Below are 19,317 nucleotides of genomic sequence, written 5' to 3' on the forward strand. Positions count from 1 at the left end.
TCGGCACCCGCCGACCCGGCCGGCCGGCGACCTCAGGCGTCGGCCCCGAGGCGCAGCATGACCTTGCTGCTGCCGGTGCTCCGGTCGGCCGCGACCCGCAGCGCCTCCGCGGCCTCGTCGATCCCGAACGTGTGCGTCATGAGCGGGTCCACGTCGAGGCCGTCCGCGAGCGCCGTGATCGCGTCGTCGATCTCCTCGGCGAACCGGTACGAGCCCATCCAGGTGATCTCCCGCGTCACGAGCTCGCCGAGCACGGCCGTCGCCTCGGTCCCGGGGAGGTTCCCGACCTGCACGAGCGTGCCGCCCTTGGCGGTCGCGTGCAGCACGGCCCCGAGCGCTGCCGGCACGCCCGACGCCTCGAACACGAGCTCGACGTCCTCCGGGAGCGGCCCCACGGAGACGTCGACGACCTCGTCGGCGCCCATGGCCCGCGCCACCGCGAGCGACGTGGCGGCGACGTCGGCGGCGATCACCGTCGTCGCGCCGTGGTGCTTCGCCGCGGCCACGACGAGGGCACCGATCGGCCCGCAGCCGTTGACGAGCACCGTGCGTCCGGCCACGTCGGCGCGCCGGACCGCGTGGATGGCGACCGCGAGCGGCTCGGCGAGCGCACCGCGCCGCGTCGACACCCCGTCGGGCAGCGGGCGGACCTGCTCCGCCCGGACGGCCCTGAGCTCGCAGAACCCACCGTCCGTGTGCGGGTCGAACGCCGCGGAGCCGAAGTACCGCACCGCCGGGTACAGGTTCGTGCGCCCGGCAAGCCGCGGCGGCATCGCGCCGTCGCCCACGAGCTGGGCGGGCTGGAACGTGACCGGCCGGCCCACCTCGAGCCCGCGGACGTCCGCACCGGTGGCCACGACGCGCCCCGCGACCTCGTGCCCGAGGACCAGGGGGTGCCGCAGCACCGCGGTCCCGGAGCGGCCGTGCCGCCAGTACGCGAGGTCGGAGCCGCACACGCCGCCCCACTCCATGGCGACCAGCACCTCGTCGGGCGCCGGCGTCGGGTCGGGGAGGTCGTCGACGCGGAGGTCGCCCGCGCCGTGGACCACGACGGCCTTCATACGGCGTCCTCGAGCCGGACGAGGTCGCGTCCGCGGACCTCGGGCGAGACGATGGCCGAGACCAGCGTGATGAGGCTGTAGACCACGAGCATCGCCGCGATGGGCCACCACGACCCGGTGACCGCGGTGAGCGTCGCCGCGAGCAGCGGGCCGATCGCGGTGGCGAGGATGCCGCCGATCTCCTTGGCGAGCGCGAGCTGCGTGAAGCGCGTGCGGGCGCCGAAGAGCTCGGCCATCGTCACGCTCTCGAGCGAGAACAGGCCCAGGACCGCGAGGTTGTGCAGCAGGATCATCGAGACGGTCAGCGCGAGGGTGCTGCCCTGCTGGATGAGGTTGAGCAGCGGGAACGCGAGGATCGCCGAGACGATCGTGAGCACCATGTAGACCGGGCGCCGGCCGAAGCGGTCGCCGAGCAGACCCACGATCGGCACCGTCGCGAAGCCGACGATCGAGCTGTAGAGGATCGCGTTCGTCGCGAGGCTGCGGTCGAGCAGCAGCGTCGTGGCGATGTACCCGACGAGGAAGGTCTGGATCAGCCCCGAGTTGCCGGCCTGCCCGAAGCGCAGCCCGAGCGCGATGAAGAACGCCTTGCCCTTGCGCTGGTGCAGCGCGGCCTCCAGGACGCTGGCCTCGGCGGTCTTCGCCGCGGCGGCCTCGAGCTCCTCGCGGGTCAGTGCGACGCCCTCCGCGGTCACGTCCGCGCGGCTCTCGAAGACCGGGCTCTCCTTGAGGTGTGTCCGGATCCAGATGGCGAAGATCATGAGCACGAAGCTGAACAGGAACGGCAGGCGCCAGCCCCAGGACAGCAGCTGCTCCTCGGTGAGGACGGCGAGCAGCAGGGCCCACAGGCCGGTCGCAGCGAGCGTGCCGGTGTTGGTGCCGAGGCTGACCAGCGACGCGACCACGCCGCGCTTCTTCACCGGGGCGTACTCCGCGAGCATCGTCGTCGCGCCCGCGATCTCCGCGCCGGCCCCGAAGCCCTGCGCGAGGCGGAGGACCACGAGAAGGATCGGCGCGGCAAGGCCGACCTGCGCGTACGTCGGGAGCACGCCGATGAGGGTCGTCGAGGCGCCCATGAGGGCGATCGTGATGAACAGGACCCTCTTGCGGCCGATCCGGTCCCCCATCCGGCCGAAGTAGATCGCGCCGGCGAGCCGGGCGACGTAGCCCACGCCGTAGGTGCCCATCGCCGCGATCAGGCCGATCGCCGGGTCGACGTCGGGGAAGAAGATCTCGTTGAACACGATCGCCGCGGCGAGCGAGTACAGCTGGAAGTCCATGAACTCCATGGCGGTGCCGAGCCAGCCGGACACCGCGACCCTCTTCAGGTCACCGGCCGTCCGCTCGGCGACCGCGCTCGGGGCCGTCAGGTTGTCGTGCGTCATCGTGTGCTCCTTCGCCCGCGACAGCGGTCCGATGCTCCATGCCCGCTCGTCGGGGTCCCGACGGGAAGACACGGCCTGGTGGTGCCGACGCCGTGGCGGGCGCCGGGATGGACCGGTCGGGCCGGTCGGATGGTCAGCTCTCGGTCGGGCGTCCGCCGCGGGGTGCCGCGGCGTCGTCCGTGACGGCGGGCGCCGCGACGGCGGCGCCGGGCCTCACCAGTCGTGCACGGACCCGTCGAGCCGGCGCGCGACCGGCAGGTACCGCGGCTCGTACGGGAAGCGCGCGGCCGCCTTCTCGTCGTACTCGACGCCGAGCCCGGGCGTCTCGTCGAGGTCGAGCGCCCCGTTCGCGAACCGGACGCCGCTGCGGAAGACCTCCATGGTCTCGGGCGCGTGCTCCATGTACTCCTGGATGCCGAAGTTCGGCACGGTCAGGTCGACGTGCACCGCCGCCGCCAGGGTCACCGGCGACAGGTCCGTGGCGCCGTGGGACCCGGTCCGCACCTGGTAGAGCGCGGCGAGGTCGAAGATCCGGCGCAGGTGCGTGATGCCGCCCGCGTGCACGACCGTCGTCCGGACGTAGTCGATCAGCTGCTCGGTGAGGAGGTGCTGGACGTCCCAGATGCTCGTCAGCACCTCCCCGACCGCGATCGGCGTCGTCGTGTGCTGGCGGATGAGGCGGAACGCCTCCTGGTTCTCCGCCGGCGTGGGGTCCTCCATCCAGAACAGCTGGACGTCCTCGACGCTCTTGCCGAAGCGCGCGGCCTCGAGCGGCGTGAGCCGGTGGTGCACGTCGTGCAGCAGGTGGAAGTCGAAGCCGAGCTTCGAGCGGATCTCCTCGAGGTACGTCGGGGCGAACCGCAGGTACGCCTCGGTCGACCAGGGCTGCTCCTCGGGCAGCGCGCTCGCGGCGGGCTCGTAGATCGCGCCCTTGCGGACGCCGTAGGTGCCGCCGACCTCGGGGACCGCGGCCTGCGCACGGACCGCCTGGTAGCCGAGCTCGCGGAACCGGACGACGTCGTCGATCAGCTCCGCGGTGTCGGCGCCGCTCGCGTGCCCATAGACCATCACGCCGTCGCGCGAGCGCCCGCCGAGCAGCTGGTACACCGGCAGGCCCGCGACCTTGCCCTTGATGTCCCACAGGGCGGTGTCGACCGCGGCGATCGACGTCATCGTGACCGGCCCGCGCCGCCAGTAGGGGCCCCGGTACAGGTACTGCCACATGTCCTCGATGCGCGCCGGGTCGCGGCCGATCAGCAGCGGGACGACGTGGTCGCGCAGGTAGCTCGCGACGGCGAGCTCGCGTCCGTTCAGGGTCGCGTCACCGAGCCCGGTGACGCCGTCGGACGTCGTGATGCGCAGCGTGACGAAATTGCGCCCCGGCCCTGCGACGAAGACCTCGGCGCGCTCGATGGTGCTCACGTGGCGTTCCCCCTCCGGCTCCCTGCCGCCCCGGGCCCCTGCCCGACGGACGCACTGCTGCAATGCAGTGCTTGTATACAAGGGCGATATGCACGATGTGTCAAGCCCTCTCGCACGTCGCGGTACGCGCCGCAGCGGGCCCGGCGGGCGGCGGTGCGCGGCAGCCGCACCCCGTCGCCGGGCTTGACCTGCGCTGACGCGACACGTTGTATACAAGGGCGCGCAACCGGGGTCGCGCGCGGTGTCGACGGCCGCGGACCAGATCGCGGACAGACCAGGCGAGGAGTCGGGATGACGGGAACGACGGCGGGCAGCACGGGCGGCCGGGCGCGCCCGGCCGCCGAGCGTCAGCGAGGCGCTGCGGACCCCGGCCCGCGCTCCGCCGGTCGCATCGTGTACGCCGAGCTCCGCCGACGGGTCGTCTCGCTCGACCTCCAGCCGGGAGCGCCCCTGTCGGAGAACGAGCTCGCCGCCGAGCTCGGCGTCTCCCGGACGCCCGTGCGCGACGCACTCATGCTCCTGCAGCAGGAGGGGCTCGTGCAGATCTTCCCGAGGATCGGCTCCTTCGTCTCGCGCGTGGACCCGCAGCGTGTCGTCGACGCCCAGTTCCTGCGCGAGGCCGTCGAGCTCGCGTCGCTCGACGACGTGCCGGCCGAGCCCGACCCCGGCGTCACGGCCGAGCTGCAGGAGAACATCGCGCTGCAGCGCCTCGTCGAGGGCGACCACGAGGAGTTCTTCCGCCTCGACGAGCTGTTCCACCAGGGGCTCATGCGCCTCGCCGGGCACGAGGGCACGTGGCCCTCGGTCGTCGCCGCGAAGGCCCACCTCGACCGGGCCCGGCGCCTCGGGCTCTCCGAGGTCGGCAGCGTCCGGGTCTTCGTCGAGCAGCACGCGCACGTGCTCGACGCGCTCCTGCGGGGCGGCGCGAGCGAGGCCCGCCCGCTCCTGCGGACGCACCTGCGCACCGTGATCGACGACATCGAGCGGGTGCGCGCCCGCTCCCCCGAGCTCTTCGCGGCCAACACGGGGGCGCCCACGCGCCGTAGCGTCGCCGTCTGGGAGTGAGGAGCGCGACGCTCAGTCGCGCGCCTGCCACGTGCACACGCACGCCTCGTTGCCCTCGGCGTCCGCGAGCACCCAGAAGGCGGGGGCCCGGTCGTCGCTGACCAGGTGCCCACCCGCCGCGAGCGCCGCCGCCACGCGCTCCTCCGCGACGTCGTGCGGGACCGTGACGTCGAGGTGGATGCGGTTGCGCTGCGGGCGCGGGGCGTCCATCTGCTGGAACCACACGGCGGGCCCGAGGCCCGTCGGGTCGAGCAGCGCCGGGGAGGGGTCGTCCGCCTCCGGCAGCCGCTCGGGGACGTAGCCGAGCACGGCACGCCAGAAGGGGTAGACCGCCGGGATGTCGAGCGCGTCGATGGCGACCTCGAGGGCGGACAGCACGGGGACCTCCGCCTCGAGCCCGAGCTCGTCGGCGACCGCGCTGATCGCCGCCGCAAGCTCCACGTCCTTCGCGGTCAGCCCGCCCGCGTCGTGCGTCAGCACCGACACCAGCACGCGCGGGTAGGTCAGGTGGACGTCCGGGTGGTGGTCCAGCGCCTCCGCGACAGCTGCGACCCGGGTGGCGACCTGGAGGCCGCGCTCGAACGAACCGGTGCGGAACGCCGCGTGCAGCCGGTTGAGCAGGACGCGCCAGTGGCGGGCGTCGACCTGCGCGGAGACCTCGGTCGCGGTGAGCGTCGTCCTCGGCGTCGTCATCCACCCAGCGTCCCACCCGGCACCCACGCGGACGAGACGACCGGACCAGTGCCGGGCGCCGCGCCCTGGCCACCCTCCCGCGAGCGGCGCAGGATAGGTCTTGCGGTTGACGCTGCGTCAACTTCTAGCGTCGGGGACGACGGCGGACGGACCGCCGTCAGGACGAGGAGACGGCACGTGCGGAGCGAGACCTGGACCATCGGGGACCTCGCGCGCCTCTCGGGCGTGACGTCCCGGACGCTGCGCCACTACGACGCGATCGGGCTGCTGGCCCCCGTCGACGTGGGGGCGGGCGGGCGTCGGCTCTACGGGCGCGACGAGCTGCTGCGGCTGCAGCAGATCCTCGTGCTCCGCGAGCTCGACGTCGACCTGCCGACCGTCGCCCGCGTGCTGGCGGCCGACGGTGAGCACGGCGTCCGGGCCGGGCTGCTGCGCGAGCACCACGCCCGGCTCGTGGCGGAGCGGGACCGGTTCGACCGGCTCGCGGCGACCGTCGCCTCGACCCTCGAGTCCCTGGAAGGGGGGCACGACATGGCAGCGAAGGACCTGTACGCAGGCTTCGACAACAGCCAGTACGACGCCGAGGCGCGCGAGCGCTGGGGCGACGAGGCGGTGGACCGCAGCAACCAGGCATGGGCCGGGCTCGGCGCGGACGGGCAGGCGGCGCACCACCGCGAGAGCCAGGCGATCGGCGAAGGGCTCGCGGCGTGCCTGGCCGAGGGGCTCGCGCCGGACGACGAGCGCACGCAGGGGCTCGTCGCGCGTCACTTCGCGCAGATCGCGACGTTCTGGACGCCGAACCGCGAGTCCTACCGCGGGCTGGGGCAGATGTACGTCGACGACGAGCGCTTCACGGCGACGTACGACGCGTTCGCGCCGGGCCTCGCGGTGTACCTGCGGGACGCGATCGACGTGTGGGCCGAGCGGCTCCCGTCGGGCACCTGAGCGGCCGCGGGACCCACGTCGGAGACGGATCCGCCTGCTGGGGCGCCACCCAATCGTTTCACTCGGGGGTGGTGTCCCAGCAGGCAAGACAAGTTGACGAGTGAACGGCAAAGGTCACGCTACGGTCACGGCTCCGCTGACCTGAAGGAGCGCCCGCCATGACTGCCTCACCCGTCGCACCGGCCCGCACCCAGAGCACCCAGCACGACGCCGACCTCGCGCGACCCGGTCTCACCGTGGGCGCCCGCCGGGCGCTCGCCGCCCTCCGGATCGCCCTCGGGCTCGTCTTCCTGTGGCCCTTCCTCGACAAGACGTTCGGCCTCGGCTACGCCACGCCGTCCGAGGGCGCGTGGATCGCGGGCGGCACGCCCAGCCAGGGCTACCTGCTGCACGGCGTGGAGGGGCCCGCCAAGGACCTCTTCGCGTCGATCGCGAGCCCCGTCTCGGACTGGCTGTTCATGCTCGGGATGCTCGGCGTCGGGCTCGCGCTGCTGCTCGGCATCGGGCTGCGCGTCGCCGCGGTCGCCGCCGCGCTCCTCATGGTCCCGCTCTACATCGCGGCCTGGCCGTTCGCCGCGGGCAGCCAGAACCCCGTCGTCGACCAGCACCTCGTCTACACGCTCGCCGCGATCGCCCTCGCCGCGACCCTCGCCGGCGACACGTGGGGCCTCGGCCGCCCGTGGTCGCGCCTCGCGCTCGTCCGGGCGAACCCCTGGCTGCGCTGACGCACGTGCCCGCCGGGTGGCGTCGCCGTCAGTCGAGCTGCGCCGCCCGGAACTCGTCCTCGAGCATCCCCATCACGATCGAGTCGCACCACCGGTCGCCGTCGCGGTACGCGTCCCGCAGCCGGCCCTCGTGCCGGAACCCGAGGTTCTCGTAGATCGCGATCGCCCGGTGGTTGATGCTCAGCACGTCGAGGCCCACGCGGTGCAGCCCGAGACCGTCGAACGCGAGCCCCAGCACGAGCTGGATCGCCTCCGTGCCGTAACCGCGCCCGCGGTAGGCGGGGCGCATCACGAGCCGCAGGTTGGCGCTGCGCACCACCGGGTCGATGTCGTTGAGGACGATCTCGCCGCGGTACTCGTCGGAGCCGCTCGAGGTGACCGCGAGGTCGATGCGGTCCTCGTGCGTCGAGATCGTCGCGCACCACTCCGCGACCTGCTCGCGCGTGAACGTCGCGGTCGTGCCCGTGAGCCGCATGCCCTCGGGGTCGTGCACCAGGTCCCACATCGCGTCGGCGTCGTCCGCGCGGACGGGTCGCAACCGGATCATCTCGCCCTGGAGCGTCGGCTTCTCCATCGGTCCGTTCCTCCTGATCGTGGCCCCCACCCGGGAGCCTACGGACAGCGGGTGACCACCATGTTTCGCCGCGCTGCACGAGGCGAGGCCGGTCCTCGCGACCGGGCGGCGCCCACCCAGGCCTCCACCTGCCACGCTCCCCGCGCCGCGTCCGGGCCGCGCGGCTAGCGTGACCGCGTGACCGCGATCCACTGGTTCCGACGCGACCTGCGCCTCGCGGACAACCCCGCCCTCCTCGCCGCCGGCGCCGACGGGCGCGACGTCCTGCCGCTGTTCGTGCTCGACGACGCGCTGCTGGCGCGGTCCGGCCCGCCGCGTCGTGCCTACCTGCTGCGCAGCCTGCGCGCGCTCGACGACGCGACCGGCGGACGTCTCGTGGTGCGCCGCGGCGCAGCGACCGAGGTGCTGCCCGAGGTGGCCCGGGAGGTCGCAGCCGACGAGGTCCACGTGGCGTCGTCGTACGAGCCCGCGGGCCGACGCCGCGACGAGCAGGTCCGGACGGCCCTCGAGGCGGCGGGCACCGCGCTCGTCGAGACCGGCTCGCCGTACGCCGTCGCCCCCGGCCGGCTGCGGACCGGCGGCGGGACCCCGTTCCAGGTGTTCACGCCGTTCCGCACGGCGTGGCTCGCGCACGGGTGGCGTGCACCCGCGACCGGCCCGGCGCCGCGCTGGGCGGACGGCGTCCGCAGCGACGGCCTGCCCGACGAGCCGGGACCCGACGGTCTGGACCTCCCCGATGCGGGTGAGGCCGCCGCGCGCGAGCGCTGGGCCGCGATGGTCGACGACGGCCTCGCCGGGTACGCGGACGACCGCAACCGGCCCGACCTCGACGCGACGTCACGGATGTCGCCCGCGCTCAAGTGGGGCGAGGTCCACCCGCGCACGCTGCTCGCCGACCTCGCGCGCCGGCCCGGCGACGGCGCCGCGGCGTTCCGCTCCGAGCTCGCCTGGCGCGAGTTCCACGCCGACGTGCTGTTCCACCACCCGACCGCGTCGTGGCAGTCGCTGCGCGAGGTCGTGCCCGACGACTCGTGGGTCACCGGCGAGCGCGAGGCCGCGGCGCTCGAGGTGTGGGCCGCCGGGCGCACCGGGTACCCGTTCGTCGACGCGGGGATGCGCCAGCTGCGCGCGGAGGGCTGGATGCACGGGCGCCTGCGCATGATCACCGCGTCGTTCCTGATCAAGGACCTGCACGTCGCCTGGCAGCGCGGCGCCGCGCACTTCATGCGCTGGCTCGTCGACGGCGACGTGCCGCAGAACCAGCTCAACTGGCAGTGGGTCGCGGGCACCGGTCGCGACGCGGCGCCGTACTTCCGGGTCTTCAACCCGGTGACGCAGGGGCGCACGCTCGACCCCGACGGCGCGTACGTGCGGCGCTGGGTGCCCGAGCTGCGCGGCATCCCGGGGGCGGCGGTGCACGAGCCGTGGAAGCTGCCGCGCGCGGCGGCGCCGGACTACCCCGAGCGGGTCGTGGACCACGCCGAGGAGCGCAAGGCCGCGCTCGACGCGCACGCGCGCCGGTCGCGCTGAGCACCCGGCCGCCGGAGGTCGACGGCGGCGCCCGGCCCCGCGCGGCGTCCCGCACCCGCCGCGCCACCACAACGCAGAAACCCTGCCTCCCAGGGACGACGACGGCGGCCGGCCCCCGGAGGGACCGACCGCCGTCGTCGCTGCTGCGTGCCTTGACTGGGCGTCAGCCCTGCGCCACGCGCTCGAGCACGAGCTCGCGCACGCGGCCCGCGTCGGCCTGACCGCGCGTGGCCTTCATGACCGCGCCGATGATCGCGCCGACCGGGCCGAGGTTGCCGGAACGGATCTTCTCGGCGATGTCGGGCTGCCCGGCGAGCGCGGCGTCGATCGCCTCGAGCAGCGGGCCGTCGTCGGACACGACCTCGAGCCCGCGCGCGACGACGACCTGCTCGGGGCCGCCCTCGCCCGCGAGCACGCCCTCGAGCACCTGGCGCGCGAGCTTGTCGTTGATCCGACCCGCGTCGACGAGCGCCTGGAGCTCGCCGATCTGGGTCGGGGTGATCGGCAGCTCGGCGAGCTCGACCTCCTGCTGCTTCGCGGTGCGGGCCAGCTCACCCATCCACCACTTGCGCGCGGCGGCCGGGCTCGCGCCCGCGCCGATCGTCGCCTCGATGAGCTCGATGGCACCGGCGTTGACCACGTCGCGCATCTCGGCGTCGGCGTAGCCCCACTCCCCCTGCAGCCGGCGGCGCCGGGCCGCGGGCAGCTCGGGGAGCGCGGCGCGGATCTCCTCGACCCACGCGCGGTCCGGCGCGATCGGCACGAGGTCCGGCTCCGGGAAGTAGCGGTAGTCCTCGGCGTCGGACTTCACGCGGCCCGGCGTGGTGCTGCCGGTGTCCTCGTGCCAGTGCCGGGTCTCCTGGACGATCGTGCCGCCCGCGTCGAGCACCGCGGCCTGGCGCGACACCTCGTAGCGGACCGCGCGCTCGACCGACCGGAACGAGTTCACGTTCTTGGTCTCGGTGCGGGTGCCGAGCGGCGACTCCGGGGTCGGGCGCAGCGACAGGTTCACGTCGGCGCGCACGTTGCCGCGCTCCATGCGGGCCTCGGAGACCCCGAGGGTGCGGAAGATGTCGCGGAGCGTCTGGACGTACGCGCGGGCGACCTCGGGGACGCGCGCGCCCGCACCCGTGATGGGCCGCGTGACGATCTCGACGAGCGGGATCCCGGCGCGGTTGTAGTCGACGAGCGAGTACTCGGCGCCGTGGATGCGCCCGGTCGAGCCGCCGACGTGGGTGTTCTTGCCGGCGTCCTCCTCCATGTGCGCGCGCTCGATCTCGACGCGGAACGTCGACCCGTCCTCGAGCTCGACGTCGATCCACCCGTCGAACGCGATGGGCTCGTCGTACTGCGACGTCTGGAAGTTTTTCGGGACGTCCGGGTAGAAGTAGTTCTTCCGCGCGAACCGGCAGCGCTCGGCGATCTGGCAGTTCAGCGCGAGGCCAATCCGGATCGCGTACTCCACGGCCGTGCCGTTGACGACCGGCAGCGCGCCGGGCAGCCCGAGCGAGACCGGCGTCACGGCCGTGTTGGGCTCCTCGCCGAACGTCTGCGGCGCCGCGTCGAACATCTTGGTGCGCGTGCCGAGCTCGACGTGCACCTCGATGCCGAGCACCGGGTCGAACCGGGCCACGGCCTCGTCGTAGTCGACCAGGTCGACGGTCTGCGTGCTCATCGCGCCACCTCCAGCTCCGGCGCGCGGTCGAGGATCGACCCGCCCCACTGCGCCTCGAGCAGCGCCTCGAGCGCCGCCCCCACCCGGTACAGCCGGTCGTCGGCCTTCGCCGGTGCGAGCACCTGGAAGCCGACCGGCAGGCCGTCGTCGGACAGCCCGTTGGGGACCGAGAGCCCCGGGACGCCCGCGAGGTTCGCGGGGATGGTCGCGACGTCGTTGAGGTACATCGCGAGCGGGTCGTCGAGCTTCTCGCCCAGCTTGAACGCCGTGGTCGGCGCCGTCGGCGAGACGAGCACGTCGGCCTTCGTGAACGCGGCGTCGAAGTCGCGCTGGATCAGCGTGCGGACCTTCTGCGCGCTGCCGTAGTACGCGTCGTAGTACCCGGCGGACAGCGCGTACGTGCCGAGGATGATGCGCCGCTTGACCTCGTCGCCGAAGCCGGCGCCGCGGGTCGCGCCCATGACGCGCTCGGCGGTGACCGGGCCGTCGGCGGGCTCGACGCGCAGGCCGAAGCGCATGCCGTCGAACTTGGCGAGGTTGCTCGACGCCTCGCTCGGCAGGATCAGGTAGTACGCGCCGAGCGCGTAGGTGAAGTGCGGGCACGAGACCTCGACGATCTCGGCGCCCGCGCCGCGCAGCACGTCGAGCGACTCGGCGAAGCGTGCGCTCACGCCGGGCTGGTAGCCCTCGCCCGTGAGCTCGGTGACGACGCCGACGCGCACGCCGGTCAGGTCACCGGTGAGGCCCTGGCGCGCCGCATCGACGAGCCCGGGCAGGGGCTCGTCGATCGACGTGGAGTCGCGCGGGTCGTGGCCGCCGATGAGCTCGTGCAGCAGCGCCGAGTCGAGCACGGTGCGCGTCACGGGGCCGGCCTGGTCGAGGCTCGACGCGAGCGCGATGAGCCCGTAGCGCGAGACGCCGCCGTACGTCGGCTTGACGCCCACCGTGCCGGTCACGGCAGCGGGCTGCCGGATCGAGCCGCCGGTGTCGGTGCCGATCGCGAGCGGGGCCTCGAACGCGGCGACCGCCGCCGCCGAGCCACCACCCGAGCCGCCGGGGATCCGGTCGAGGTCCCAGGGGTTGTGGGTGTTGCCGAACGCGGAGTGCTCGGTGCTCGAGCCCATCGCGAACTCGTCCATGTTGGTCTTGCCGAGGATCGGCAGGCCCGCGGCCTTGATCCGCTCGACGAGCGTCGCGTCGTACGGCGGGACCCAGTTCTCCAGGATCTTCGAGCCCGCGGTCGTCGGCAGGCCCTTCGTGACGATGATGTCCTTGACGGCGATCGGCACGCCCGCGAGCGTGTGGAGCTGCTCGCCGGCCGCGCGCCGGGCGTCGACATCCCGCGCCGTGGCGAGCGCCTCCTCGCCGCTGACGTGCAGGAACGCGTGCACCGCGGGCTCGACGGCGGCGATCCGGTCGAGGTGGGCCTGCGTCGCCTCGACGCTCGAGACCTCACCGGCGGCGAGACGCTCGGCGAGGTCGGCGGCGGTCAGGCGCGTGAGGTCGCTCATCAGTCCTCCTCCAGGATCTGCGGGACGAGGAACTTGCCGTCGCGCGCGGCCGGGGCACCCGCGAGGGCGTCGGCGGCGAGCAGCGGGGCCTCGGGGACGTCCGCGCGGAAGACGTTCGTGAGCGGGAGCGGGTGGCTCGTGGCGGGCACGTCGGGCGTGGCGACCTCGCTGACCCGCGCGACCGACTCGACGATCACGTCGAGCTCGCCCGCGAGACGGTCGAGCTCGGCGGGCGTCAGGTCGATCCGGGCCAGGGCTGCCACGCGCGCGACCTCGTCGCGGGAGAGGGTGGACATGGGGGAAGTCTAGGGCGTGCGGCCGTCCGGCCCGGCGAGCGGCACGGCGGTCCCCGCGGCCGCGCCGCCCCCGGTGGGCAGGGTCACCGACCGAGCCGAGAGCCGCCACGTTCGACTGACGAAACGTTCTACAACGTTGACATGCGCGGACGCGGCGCACTACCTCTGGAGGTCCTGCTCGCACGGCGGTGGCACCACGACGACGTGGGACGCACCGCCGGGCGCCGCAGCCCGTACCGGTGCCGGGCGTGACCCGCCTCGCCGGGCGCACGACCTGTCCCCTGACGCTCGTCGCCGTACCCAGCACCACGCACCGTCGTGCGCCCGGCCTGTGCCGCCGAGCGCCGACCGCCCGGTGTGAGCGCTCACACGATCCGAGAGGACTCCCATGCCTGCACTCCCCCGCCTGCACTCCCCCGCCGCCCACCGCACCGGCACGCCCACCCGGAGCCGCGCCCACCACGTGCTGCGCCGCATCGTCGCCGCCGCGGGTGCAGCCGTGCTCGTCGCCGCGGCGCTCGTCGTCCCCACCGCCCCCGCCACGGCCGTCGGCGAGGACACCGTCCGCAACCCGCTCCTGCCCGACGGCGCCGACCCGTGGCTGCAGTTCCACGACGGCAACTACTACCTCGCGACGACCACCTGGAGCTCGCAGCTCGTCATGCGCAAGTCCCCGACGCTGGCCGGGCTGCGGGGCGCCGCACCCGTGCACGTCTGGTCGGAGACCGCGGCCGACAGCGGGTTCAACTTCTGGGCGCCCGAGTTCCACCGGCTGACCGGGCCCAACGGCACCCGCTGGTACCTCATGTACACCTCGGGGACGAGCGCGAACCTCGACGGGCAGAAGCTCCGCGTGCTCGAGAGCGCGGGCGACGACCCGATGGGCCCGTACACGTTCAGGAGCACGCCGATGCCGAACAGCTGGAACATCGACGGCAGCTACCTGACGGTCGGCAACCAGCTCTACCTGCTGTGGTCCGAGTGGCAGGGCCCTGACCAGAGCCTGTGGATCTCCCGCATGACCAACCCGTGGACCGTCACGGGCGCGCGCGTGCTCATCTCGCGGCCCACGCACGGCTGGGAGACGCAGGGCGGACGGACCAACGAGGCCCCCGAGGTGATCCAGCGGGGCGGCCGGACGCACGTCGTGTACTCGGCGAGCTCCTGCAACACCCCCGACTACAAGCTCGGCCTGCTCACGCTCACCGGGAGCGACCCCCTGTCGGCGTCGTCCTGGACCAAGCGCTCGACGCCGGTCTTCGAGCGTGGCAACGGTGTGTACGGCCCGGGCCACAACGGGTTCTTCCGGTCCCCCGACGGGACCCAGGACTGGATCGTCTACCACGGCAACGCGTCGGCCTCCCAGGGCTGCGGCGACACCCGCTCGACCCGCGCCCAGCCGTTCACGTGGGCGTCGGACAGCACCCCCGTCCTCGGCGCTCCCGCCTCGACGAGCACCGACCTCGCCGTCCCGTCCGGGGAGAAGGGCCCGATCACCGCGGCGGTCGAGGGTGCCGCGTACACGCTCGTCAACCGCAGCACCGCTCGCTGCGCCGGCGTGACCGGGAGCTCGGGGGCCGACGGCGCCGACGTCGCCCAGTACGGCTGCGACACCGCGTCGAGCCGCTGGGTCCTCGACCCGACCGCCGACGGGTACTACCGGCTCGTCAACAAGGCGAGCAACAAGGTCGTCGACGTCGCGGACTGCGGCTCGGCGGACGGCACGGACGTGCGCCAGTGGGCGTGGCTCGACAACCAGTGCCAGCAGTGGCAGGTCACCCCGACGAGCGACGGCTGGTCGCGGCTCACCAACCGCGCGACCGGCAAGGTGCTCGACCTGGCCGACTGCGGCGCCGCGGACGCCACGAACATCCGGATCTGGTCCTCGACCGGCTCGACGTGCCAGCAGTGGCGCCTCGCCCCCGCCGGGACCCTCGCGGTCGTGAGCAGCCAGAGCGGCAAGGTGCTCGACGTGGCCGACTGCTCGACGGCCTCGGGTGCGGCCGTGCGGTCCTGGGCCTGGAACGGGGCCGCGTGCCAGCGGTGGACGTTCGCGCACACCGACAACGGCTACTACCGCGTGCAGCCGGCGTCGTCGCCCGGGAGCTGCCTCGTCGTGGCCTCCGGCTCCACGGCCGACGGCGCCGCGCTGCGCCAGGGTGCGTGCTCGGCCACGGGCAGCCAGTGGCGGGTCGAACCGCTCGCCGACGGCTCGGTGCGGCTCGTGGCACGGCACTCCGGCAAGGTGCTCGACCTGTCGGGCTGCGGGCTCGCGAACGGGAACGCGCTCGTGCAGTGGCCGTGGCTGGACAACATCTGCCAGCGCTTCACCCTGCGCACCGTCTGACGGGCGGGCTCGTCGGGGGCGGGGCCGGGCGTCCGGTCCTCGCCCCCGGCGGGTGACCGGTCCTCGGCGCCGAGGTGGACGCGCGCGCAGATCAGACGCGGTCGACGGCAGCCGTGACCAGGGCGAGCAGCGCGTCGGCGTACGCGTCGCCGGCGTCGTCGGCCCGGAATCCGCGCGGGCCCCGGCCGGGCAGCTCGACCACGACCTCGAAGCCGTCCTCGACCCGGGTCAGGCTCCGGAACGTCCCGCCGAGCAGCTCGCGCAGCTGGTCCTCGCCCGGGAGCCAGACCGCGTCCTCCTGCGCCACGGAGTCCAGCGCCCACTCGGTCGTGCCGTTGAAGCCCAGCACCGTGCCGGTCGAGAACTCGTGCGCCTCGATCATCATGTCCGAGATGGTGAAGACCTCGCCGCTGAGGTCCGGCTGGCGCAGCGTGAAGCGGTCGCCCGAGCGCGGTCGCCAGCGCAGGCCGGCCGAGTGGAGCAGCAGAGCACGGTCCACCGAGATCATCCGCCCAGTATCAGGTCGACCGCCGAGGACCGCGCGGCGGAGCGGCGGCCCTCGGCACGGTGCTCTCGCGCGGCCGCCCGTGGTCCCCGACCGAGGTCGCCGCAGGGCGCGAGCGGGCAGCACCCGCCGTGTCCCTAGACTCTGCGCGTGCCCACGCCGCCCGCCGACCGCCGCGCGCTGCGCGAGCGTGCCCGGCGGAGCGGGAGCGTCGTCGCGCAGCGCCTGCTCGACCAGCCGCTGCGCAACCTCGGCGTCGGTGGCGCGATCGCGCTGCTCGCGGCGACAGCGGCCTTCGGCGGGCTCGAGCCGGCCGCGTCGCCGACCCTGCCGGACGTGGAGGTCGGCGAGACGGTCGTGGCGGCCCCGTTCGAGCTCACGGTCGACAAGGTGCTGTGGGTCGACGAGCTGCCGGGCGCCTACCTGAGCGAGGACGGGAACCGCTGGCTCGCGCTGACCGCCACGGTCACCAGCACGGCGGACCGGACCGTCACGGGCGTCACGCTGCGCGACGCCCTCGGGCTCGTGGGTGTGGACGGCCTCGTCGGTGAGCCGACGGCCGGCACCGACCGCGTGCTCTCCTCGCAGCGCCTCCTGCTCGCGGACGGCAGCGACCTCTCCCCCGTCCAGCCGGGGCTCGAGTACGAGGTCGTGTTCCTGTTCGAGCAGGACGGCTCGGTGCCGCCGCCCGAGCAGGTCACCGTCCAGGCCGTCGGGCAGACGTGGCGACCGAGCAGCCTCGACACCGGGTTCGGCTGGTTCGACCCGACCGTCGTCGCGCAGGGCAGGCTGGCGATGCGCCAGGCCGTGGACGAGGGGGACGCGTGAGCGCCGCAGCCGTCCCGGCGCCGAGCGCGCGCCCCTGGGTGCGCCGGACCGGTGTCGTCGGGCTCGTGCTGGCCGCACTCGCGACCGGTCGGGCCCTCACGCACGCGTTCCCGGTCGGCGACCGCATCGAGGCGCCGTTCGTGCGCACCGCCGAGGTCGGCGAGACCCTGCGGCTGCGGTACGCGGACGTCGAGGCGGGTGAGCCGCAGGGCGCCCGGGAGCTCGTGGCGAACGGGTCGACCCTGAGCACGCCGGGCCTGTGGCTCGTCGTCCCCGTGACCATCGACGCGCGCGGTGAGCCGCGGACCCTCGCCTACGCCGCCGTGCGCGGCGCCGACGGGACGCTGTACGTCGCGAGCGGGTCGTCGGCGCGCGGCGGGTTCGCGCCCGGCCCCGCGCAGCCCGGCATCCCCCGATACGCGACCGTTGCCGTCGAGCTGCCCGCCGACGCCGCCGCCGGGGCGCACCTGCTGCTCGCGCTCGACTCGTTCGACCACCGCCGCGACGACCTCGCGGACCTCGACCTCGGTCTCACGGCGGGGGACGTCGAGCGGTGGACCGCCCGGACCTCCCCGGTCACGGTGCCCGAGCCGTCCGACACCGCACCGCCCGAGGCGGCACCGTCCGACGCGGCACCGTCCGACGCGGCGGAGGACGGCTCGTGACGACCGGCCGCGGCTGGTGGGCGCGCAACCGCTGGCCGCTCGCCGCGCTCCCCGTGGCGCTCGTGGCGGCGCTCGGCGCGAGCTCGGACCGGGTCAGCACCTACTACTGGCACTCCGGGTTGCACGACGAGCGCGCCGCGGACCGCGGCGAGCGGCTCACGCTGCACGACGAGTACACCGACGGCGACGGCACGCACGAGCGCACCCTGCGCGTCCGGCTCGACCGGACGGAGTCCCTGACCCCGGCCGACGTGCGCGCGACGGGGGTCGACGTGCCGCCCGGCGCACGGGCCGTCCAGGTCACTCTGAGCCTCGAGGCCGACCCGGACGTCCCGCTCGCGTCGTGCCGGCTGGCGCTGCGCGACGAGGACGGCACGCGCTACGGGTACCGGCCCCCGGGCTTCGAGAGCGTCCGGTCGGCGGCCGCGCGACCGATGTACCCGTGCGTGCCCGACGAGACGCCGGGACCGTTCGAGTCGCTCGGGGCGCTCGACGACGCGCTCACCCCCGACGACTCACCGGCGCGTCCGGCCTCGTGGACGGTCGAGCCGGTCGTCGTCGTCCCGGACGGCGCGCGCGTCGAGGCGGCGCTGCTGTGGTGGCGCGAGCCGGTCTACGTCGCGCTCGCCGTCGACTGACCGCGCGGCCGCTTCGTCAGGTCCACGCGCCGGGTCGACCGCAGCATCCGGTCGACGGCCGCAGCCAGGAGCGCCATCGTCACCGTGAGGCCCACGGCGCGGACCACGGTCCCCACGTGCGGTGAGAACGCCAACCAGGTGGTGGTCTCCTGCGGCCCGACGAGCGCGCGGACCACCAGGTGCAGCCCTTCCTCGAGGCGCGTCGAGGCCAGGAACGCGAGCCCGAACACGAGCATCGGGCCGAGCCCGGCGAGCGCGAGCGTGCGGAGACCGCCGACGAGGCCCTGGAACCGGCCGCGGACGTCGCCGAGCACCTGCCCGACGAGCTCCCCACCCCACCGCCGGACCGGGCCGGGCAGCGCCTCGAGCGCGCGCACCCCGCGCCGCGCGGGTGCCGGCGGCGGGACGAGCTTGTGACCGAACACGATCGCGCCGACCGTGAGCCACGCGAGCGGCACGACGACGAGGTCGTCGAACGAGCCGAGCACCCCGGCGGCCCAGGCGACGGCGGCGTCGACCGGGCGCGCGACCGGTCCGAGCAGGTCGAGGACGTCCAGCCACCACGTCGTCACGAGGTCGATCGCGCGCCGCCCCTCGACCCACGCCCACGCGGTCTCCTTGTACCCCGCGAGGTAGCGCGCGAGCGTGGCCATCCAGAACACCTCGACGTACGCCCCGACGTAGCCGAGCGGCGTCGCGTGCACGCGCCCCTCGAGCCGCGCGAGACCCCAGCGCAGCACCATGGCGGCGAGCACGATCCCGACCGCGAACGCGCCGGACCCCACGAAGGCCCGGTCGGCGTCGACGCCGTCGCCGCCGTAGAGGAAGTCGGCGTTCTCGACCCACTCCTTGCCGACGATGGTGTTGACGTAGCGGCTCGTGTCCTGCTTGAGCAGGCCGTAGGAGGCGTACACCGCGAGGAACGGCACGAGCACGCTCGCGAGGAGGTCGATGAGCCGGCGCTCGCGGTGCGTGCTCGCGTCGACCGGTGCGCTCGTGGCGGCCGCCGCAGCCAGCCCCGGCAGGGCACCCCGCAGCGCGTAGAGCATGAGCACGATCGAGGCGACCGAGGACAGCGGCGCGAGCATCAGCACCGCAACCCCGAGCGTGTTGTTCCACCCGCTGACGGTGGTCGCCGCCCAGAGCGACGCCATGCGCGCGGCGCCGCCGAGCAGGGCGATCGTCAGCAGCAGCGGCCAGTACCCCCACCACAGCCGTGCGGCGGTCACGACGACCGACACCAGCTCGAGCGCCGCCTCCCGGAGCGACCCGAGCCGCCGGGACCAGGAGGTCGGCGGGTGCGGCGCCGGCGTCCCGGCCACCGGTCCCGCGGGCGGGAGGCCGGACGCACCGGCGGGCGTGGCGTCCGTCATCGCGGCAGCTCCGGGGTCGGGCGGGCTCGGTCGGCGCACAGCCTAGGCGCACGCGAGGGCCGAGCCCGCTCCCGGCGTG

Annotated in this window: 18 protein-coding genes; 8 read left to right on the forward strand and 10 right to left on the reverse strand. The window is 74.3% G+C overall.

Translation table 11 applies throughout. The features are described 5' to 3' along the window. Positions 1 to 32: 32 nt before the first annotated feature. From NXY84_RS14865 to manD, 3 genes are all read right to left on the reverse strand, one after another. A complete protein-coding gene (locus NXY84_RS14865; RefSeq protein ID WP_258723842.1) occupies positions 33 to 1,061 on the reverse strand; it encodes an L-idonate 5-dehydrogenase in 1,029 nt (342 codons plus the stop codon). Continuing rightward, positions 1,058 to 2,446, reverse strand: a complete 1,389-nt coding sequence (locus NXY84_RS14870) for an MFS transporter (protein WP_258723843.1) — start codon at positions 2,444 to 2,446, stop codon at positions 1,058 to 1,060. Before NXY84_RS14870 ends, NXY84_RS14865 begins: the two co-directional genes overlap by 4 nt. Before the next feature lie 213 nt (positions 2,447 to 2,659). Continuing rightward, positions 2,660 to 3,868 (reverse strand): D-mannonate dehydratase ManD, encoded by a 1,209-nt coding sequence (gene manD / locus NXY84_RS14875; RefSeq protein ID WP_309485001.1) that lies wholly within the window; start codon positions 3,866 to 3,868, stop codon positions 2,660 to 2,662. Positions 3,869 to 4,159: 291 nt separating this feature from the next. Here manD and NXY84_RS14880 point away from each other — a divergent pair, with 291 nt between their 5' ends. Beyond that, entirely contained in the window at positions 4,160 to 4,933 is a 774-nt protein-coding gene (locus NXY84_RS14880; RefSeq protein ID WP_258723844.1) for a GntR family transcriptional regulator, read from the forward strand. Between the two features lie 12 nt (positions 4,934 to 4,945). Here the strand turns inward: NXY84_RS14880 and NXY84_RS14885 are convergent, their stop codons facing one another. Continuing rightward, positions 4,946 to 5,626, reverse strand: coding sequence for a VOC family protein (locus tag NXY84_RS14885; RefSeq protein ID WP_258723845.1), 681 nt, complete (start codon positions 5,624 to 5,626; stop codon positions 4,946 to 4,948). A 177-nt stretch (positions 5,627 to 5,803) separates the two neighbouring features. Here NXY84_RS14885 and NXY84_RS14890 point away from each other — a divergent pair, with 177 nt between their 5' ends. Next, a complete protein-coding gene (locus tag NXY84_RS14890; RefSeq protein ID WP_258723846.1) occupies positions 5,804 to 6,571 on the forward strand; it encodes a MerR family transcriptional regulator in 768 nt (255 codons plus the stop codon). Between the two features lie 158 nt (positions 6,572 to 6,729). Further along, complete coding sequence (locus tag NXY84_RS14895) at positions 6,730 to 7,296, forward strand: DoxX family membrane protein (protein ID WP_258723847.1); 567 nt, start codon at positions 6,730 to 6,732, stop codon at positions 7,294 to 7,296. A 28-nt stretch (positions 7,297 to 7,324) separates the two neighbouring features. Here NXY84_RS14895 and NXY84_RS14900 read toward each other — a convergent pair whose 3' ends face one another. Continuing rightward, positions 7,325 to 7,870: a GNAT family N-acetyltransferase gene (locus NXY84_RS14900; protein ID WP_258723848.1), complete on the reverse strand. Its 546-nt coding sequence runs from the start codon at positions 7,868 to 7,870 to the stop codon at positions 7,325 to 7,327. A 177-nt stretch (positions 7,871 to 8,047) separates the two neighbouring features. Here NXY84_RS14900 and NXY84_RS14905 point away from each other — a divergent pair, with 177 nt between their 5' ends. Next, the gene (locus NXY84_RS14905) at positions 8,048 to 9,400 is read left to right on the forward strand and encodes a cryptochrome/photolyase family protein (protein WP_258723849.1); all 1,353 of its coding nucleotides are present in this window, start codon (positions 8,048 to 8,050) and stop codon (positions 9,398 to 9,400) included. Between the two features lie 163 nt (positions 9,401 to 9,563). On the opposite strand, the gene gatB is transcribed toward NXY84_RS14905, so the two are convergent. The 3 genes from gatB to gatC are packed head-to-tail and all read right to left on the reverse strand — an operon-like array spanning position 9,564 to position 12,882. Next, positions 9,564 to 11,075 (reverse strand): Asp-tRNA(Asn)/Glu-tRNA(Gln) amidotransferase subunit GatB, encoded by a 1,512-nt coding sequence (gene gatB, locus NXY84_RS14910; protein WP_258723850.1) that lies wholly within the window; start codon positions 11,073 to 11,075, stop codon positions 9,564 to 9,566. Beyond that, a complete protein-coding gene (gene gatA, locus NXY84_RS14915) occupies positions 11,072 to 12,586 on the reverse strand; it encodes an Asp-tRNA(Asn)/Glu-tRNA(Gln) amidotransferase subunit GatA (protein WP_258723851.1) in 1,515 nt (504 codons plus the stop codon). The genes gatB and gatA overlap by 4 nt, the downstream gene beginning before the upstream one ends. Then, positions 12,586 to 12,882 carry an Asp-tRNA(Asn)/Glu-tRNA(Gln) amidotransferase subunit GatC gene (gene gatC, locus NXY84_RS14920; RefSeq protein ID WP_034628997.1) on the reverse strand — a complete coding sequence of 99 codons (297 nt, stop codon included), beginning with the start codon at positions 12,880 to 12,882 and terminating at the stop codon, positions 12,586 to 12,588. Before gatC ends, gatA begins: the two co-directional genes overlap by 1 nt. Positions 12,883 to 13,270: 388 nt before the next feature. On the opposite strand from gatC, the gene NXY84_RS14925 reads away from it, so the two are divergent. Beyond that, positions 13,271 to 15,229, forward strand: coding sequence for an RICIN domain-containing protein (locus NXY84_RS14925; protein WP_258723852.1), 1,959 nt, complete (start codon positions 13,271 to 13,273; stop codon positions 15,227 to 15,229). A 91-nt stretch (positions 15,230 to 15,320) separates the two neighbouring features. Here NXY84_RS14925 and NXY84_RS14930 read toward each other — a convergent pair whose 3' ends face one another. Further along, positions 15,321 to 15,737, reverse strand: coding sequence for a pilus assembly protein CpaE (locus NXY84_RS14930; protein WP_258723853.1), 417 nt, complete (start codon positions 15,735 to 15,737; stop codon positions 15,321 to 15,323). A 147-nt stretch (positions 15,738 to 15,884) separates the two neighbouring features. On the opposite strand from NXY84_RS14930, the gene NXY84_RS14935 reads away from it, so the two are divergent. Genes NXY84_RS14935 through NXY84_RS14945 form a run of 3 tightly spaced genes read left to right on the forward strand, consistent with a single transcriptional unit; the run spans position 15,885 to position 17,865 of the window. Further along, positions 15,885 to 16,562, forward strand: a complete 678-nt coding sequence (locus NXY84_RS14935; RefSeq protein ID WP_258723854.1) for a hypothetical protein — start codon at positions 15,885 to 15,887, stop codon at positions 16,560 to 16,562. Further along, positions 16,559 to 17,227 (forward strand): hypothetical protein, encoded by a 669-nt coding sequence (locus NXY84_RS14940; RefSeq protein ID WP_258723855.1) that lies wholly within the window; start codon positions 16,559 to 16,561, stop codon positions 17,225 to 17,227. Before NXY84_RS14935 ends, NXY84_RS14940 begins: the two co-directional genes overlap by 4 nt. Then, on the forward strand, positions 17,224 to 17,865 hold the full coding sequence (locus NXY84_RS14945) for a hypothetical protein (RefSeq protein ID WP_258723856.1): 642 nt from the start codon (positions 17,224 to 17,226) through the stop codon (positions 17,863 to 17,865). The genes NXY84_RS14940 and NXY84_RS14945 overlap by 4 nt, the downstream gene beginning before the upstream one ends. Here NXY84_RS14945 and NXY84_RS14950 read toward each other — a convergent pair. After that, entirely contained in the window at positions 17,841 to 19,238 is a 1,398-nt protein-coding gene (locus NXY84_RS14950; protein ID WP_258723857.1) for a hypothetical protein, read from the reverse strand. The two genes, NXY84_RS14945 and NXY84_RS14950, sit on opposite strands and share 25 nt — an antisense overlap. Positions 19,239 to 19,317: the final 79 nt, after the last annotated feature.

Source organism: Cellulomonas sp. NS3, assembly GCF_024757985.1.
GTDB lineage: Bacteria > Actinomycetota > Actinomycetes > Actinomycetales > Cellulomonadaceae > Cellulomonas_A.

What these genes read in the sequence shown, in the direction of transcription:
- NXY84_RS14865 (WP_258723842.1), bottom strand. Translation starts at nt 1,061, where the DNA reads ATGAAGGCCGTCGTGGTCCACGGCGCGGGCGACCTCCGCGTCGACGAC.
- NXY84_RS14870 (WP_258723843.1), bottom strand. Translation starts at nt 2,446, where the DNA reads ATGACGCACGACAACCTGACGGCCCCGAGCGCGGTCGCCGAGCGGACG.
- NXY84_RS14880 (WP_258723844.1), top strand. Translation starts at nt 4,160, where the DNA reads ATGACGGGAACGACGGCGGGCAGCACGGGCGGCCGGGCGCGCCCGGCC.
- NXY84_RS14885 (WP_258723845.1), bottom strand. Translation starts at nt 5,626, where the DNA reads ATGACGACGCCGAGGACGACGCTCACCGCGACCGAGGTCTCCGCGCAG.
- NXY84_RS14895 (WP_258723847.1), top strand. Translation starts at nt 6,730, where the DNA reads ATGACTGCCTCACCCGTCGCACCGGCCCGCACCCAGAGCACCCAGCAC.
- NXY84_RS14900 (WP_258723848.1), bottom strand. Translation starts at nt 7,870, where the DNA reads ATGGAGAAGCCGACGCTCCAGGGCGAGATGATCCGGTTGCGACCCGTC.
- gatB (WP_258723850.1), bottom strand. Translation starts at nt 11,075, where the DNA reads ATGAGCACGCAGACCGTCGACCTGGTCGACTACGACGAGGCCGTGGCC.
- gatA (WP_258723851.1), bottom strand. Translation starts at nt 12,586, where the DNA reads ATGAGCGACCTCACGCGCCTGACCGCCGCCGACCTCGCCGAGCGTCTC.
- gatC (WP_034628997.1), bottom strand. Translation starts at nt 12,882, where the DNA reads ATGTCCACCCTCTCCCGCGACGAGGTCGCGCGCGTGGCAGCCCTGGCC.
- NXY84_RS14925 (WP_258723852.1), top strand. Translation starts at nt 13,271, where the DNA reads ATGCCTGCACTCCCCCGCCTGCACTCCCCCGCCGCCCACCGCACCGGC.
- NXY84_RS14930 (WP_258723853.1), bottom strand. Translation starts at nt 15,737, where the DNA reads ATGATCTCGGTGGACCGTGCTCTGCTGCTCCACTCGGCCGGCCTGCGC.
- NXY84_RS14950 (WP_258723857.1), bottom strand. Translation starts at nt 19,238, where the DNA reads ATGACGGACGCCACGCCCGCCGGTGCGTCCGGCCTCCCGCCCGCGGGA.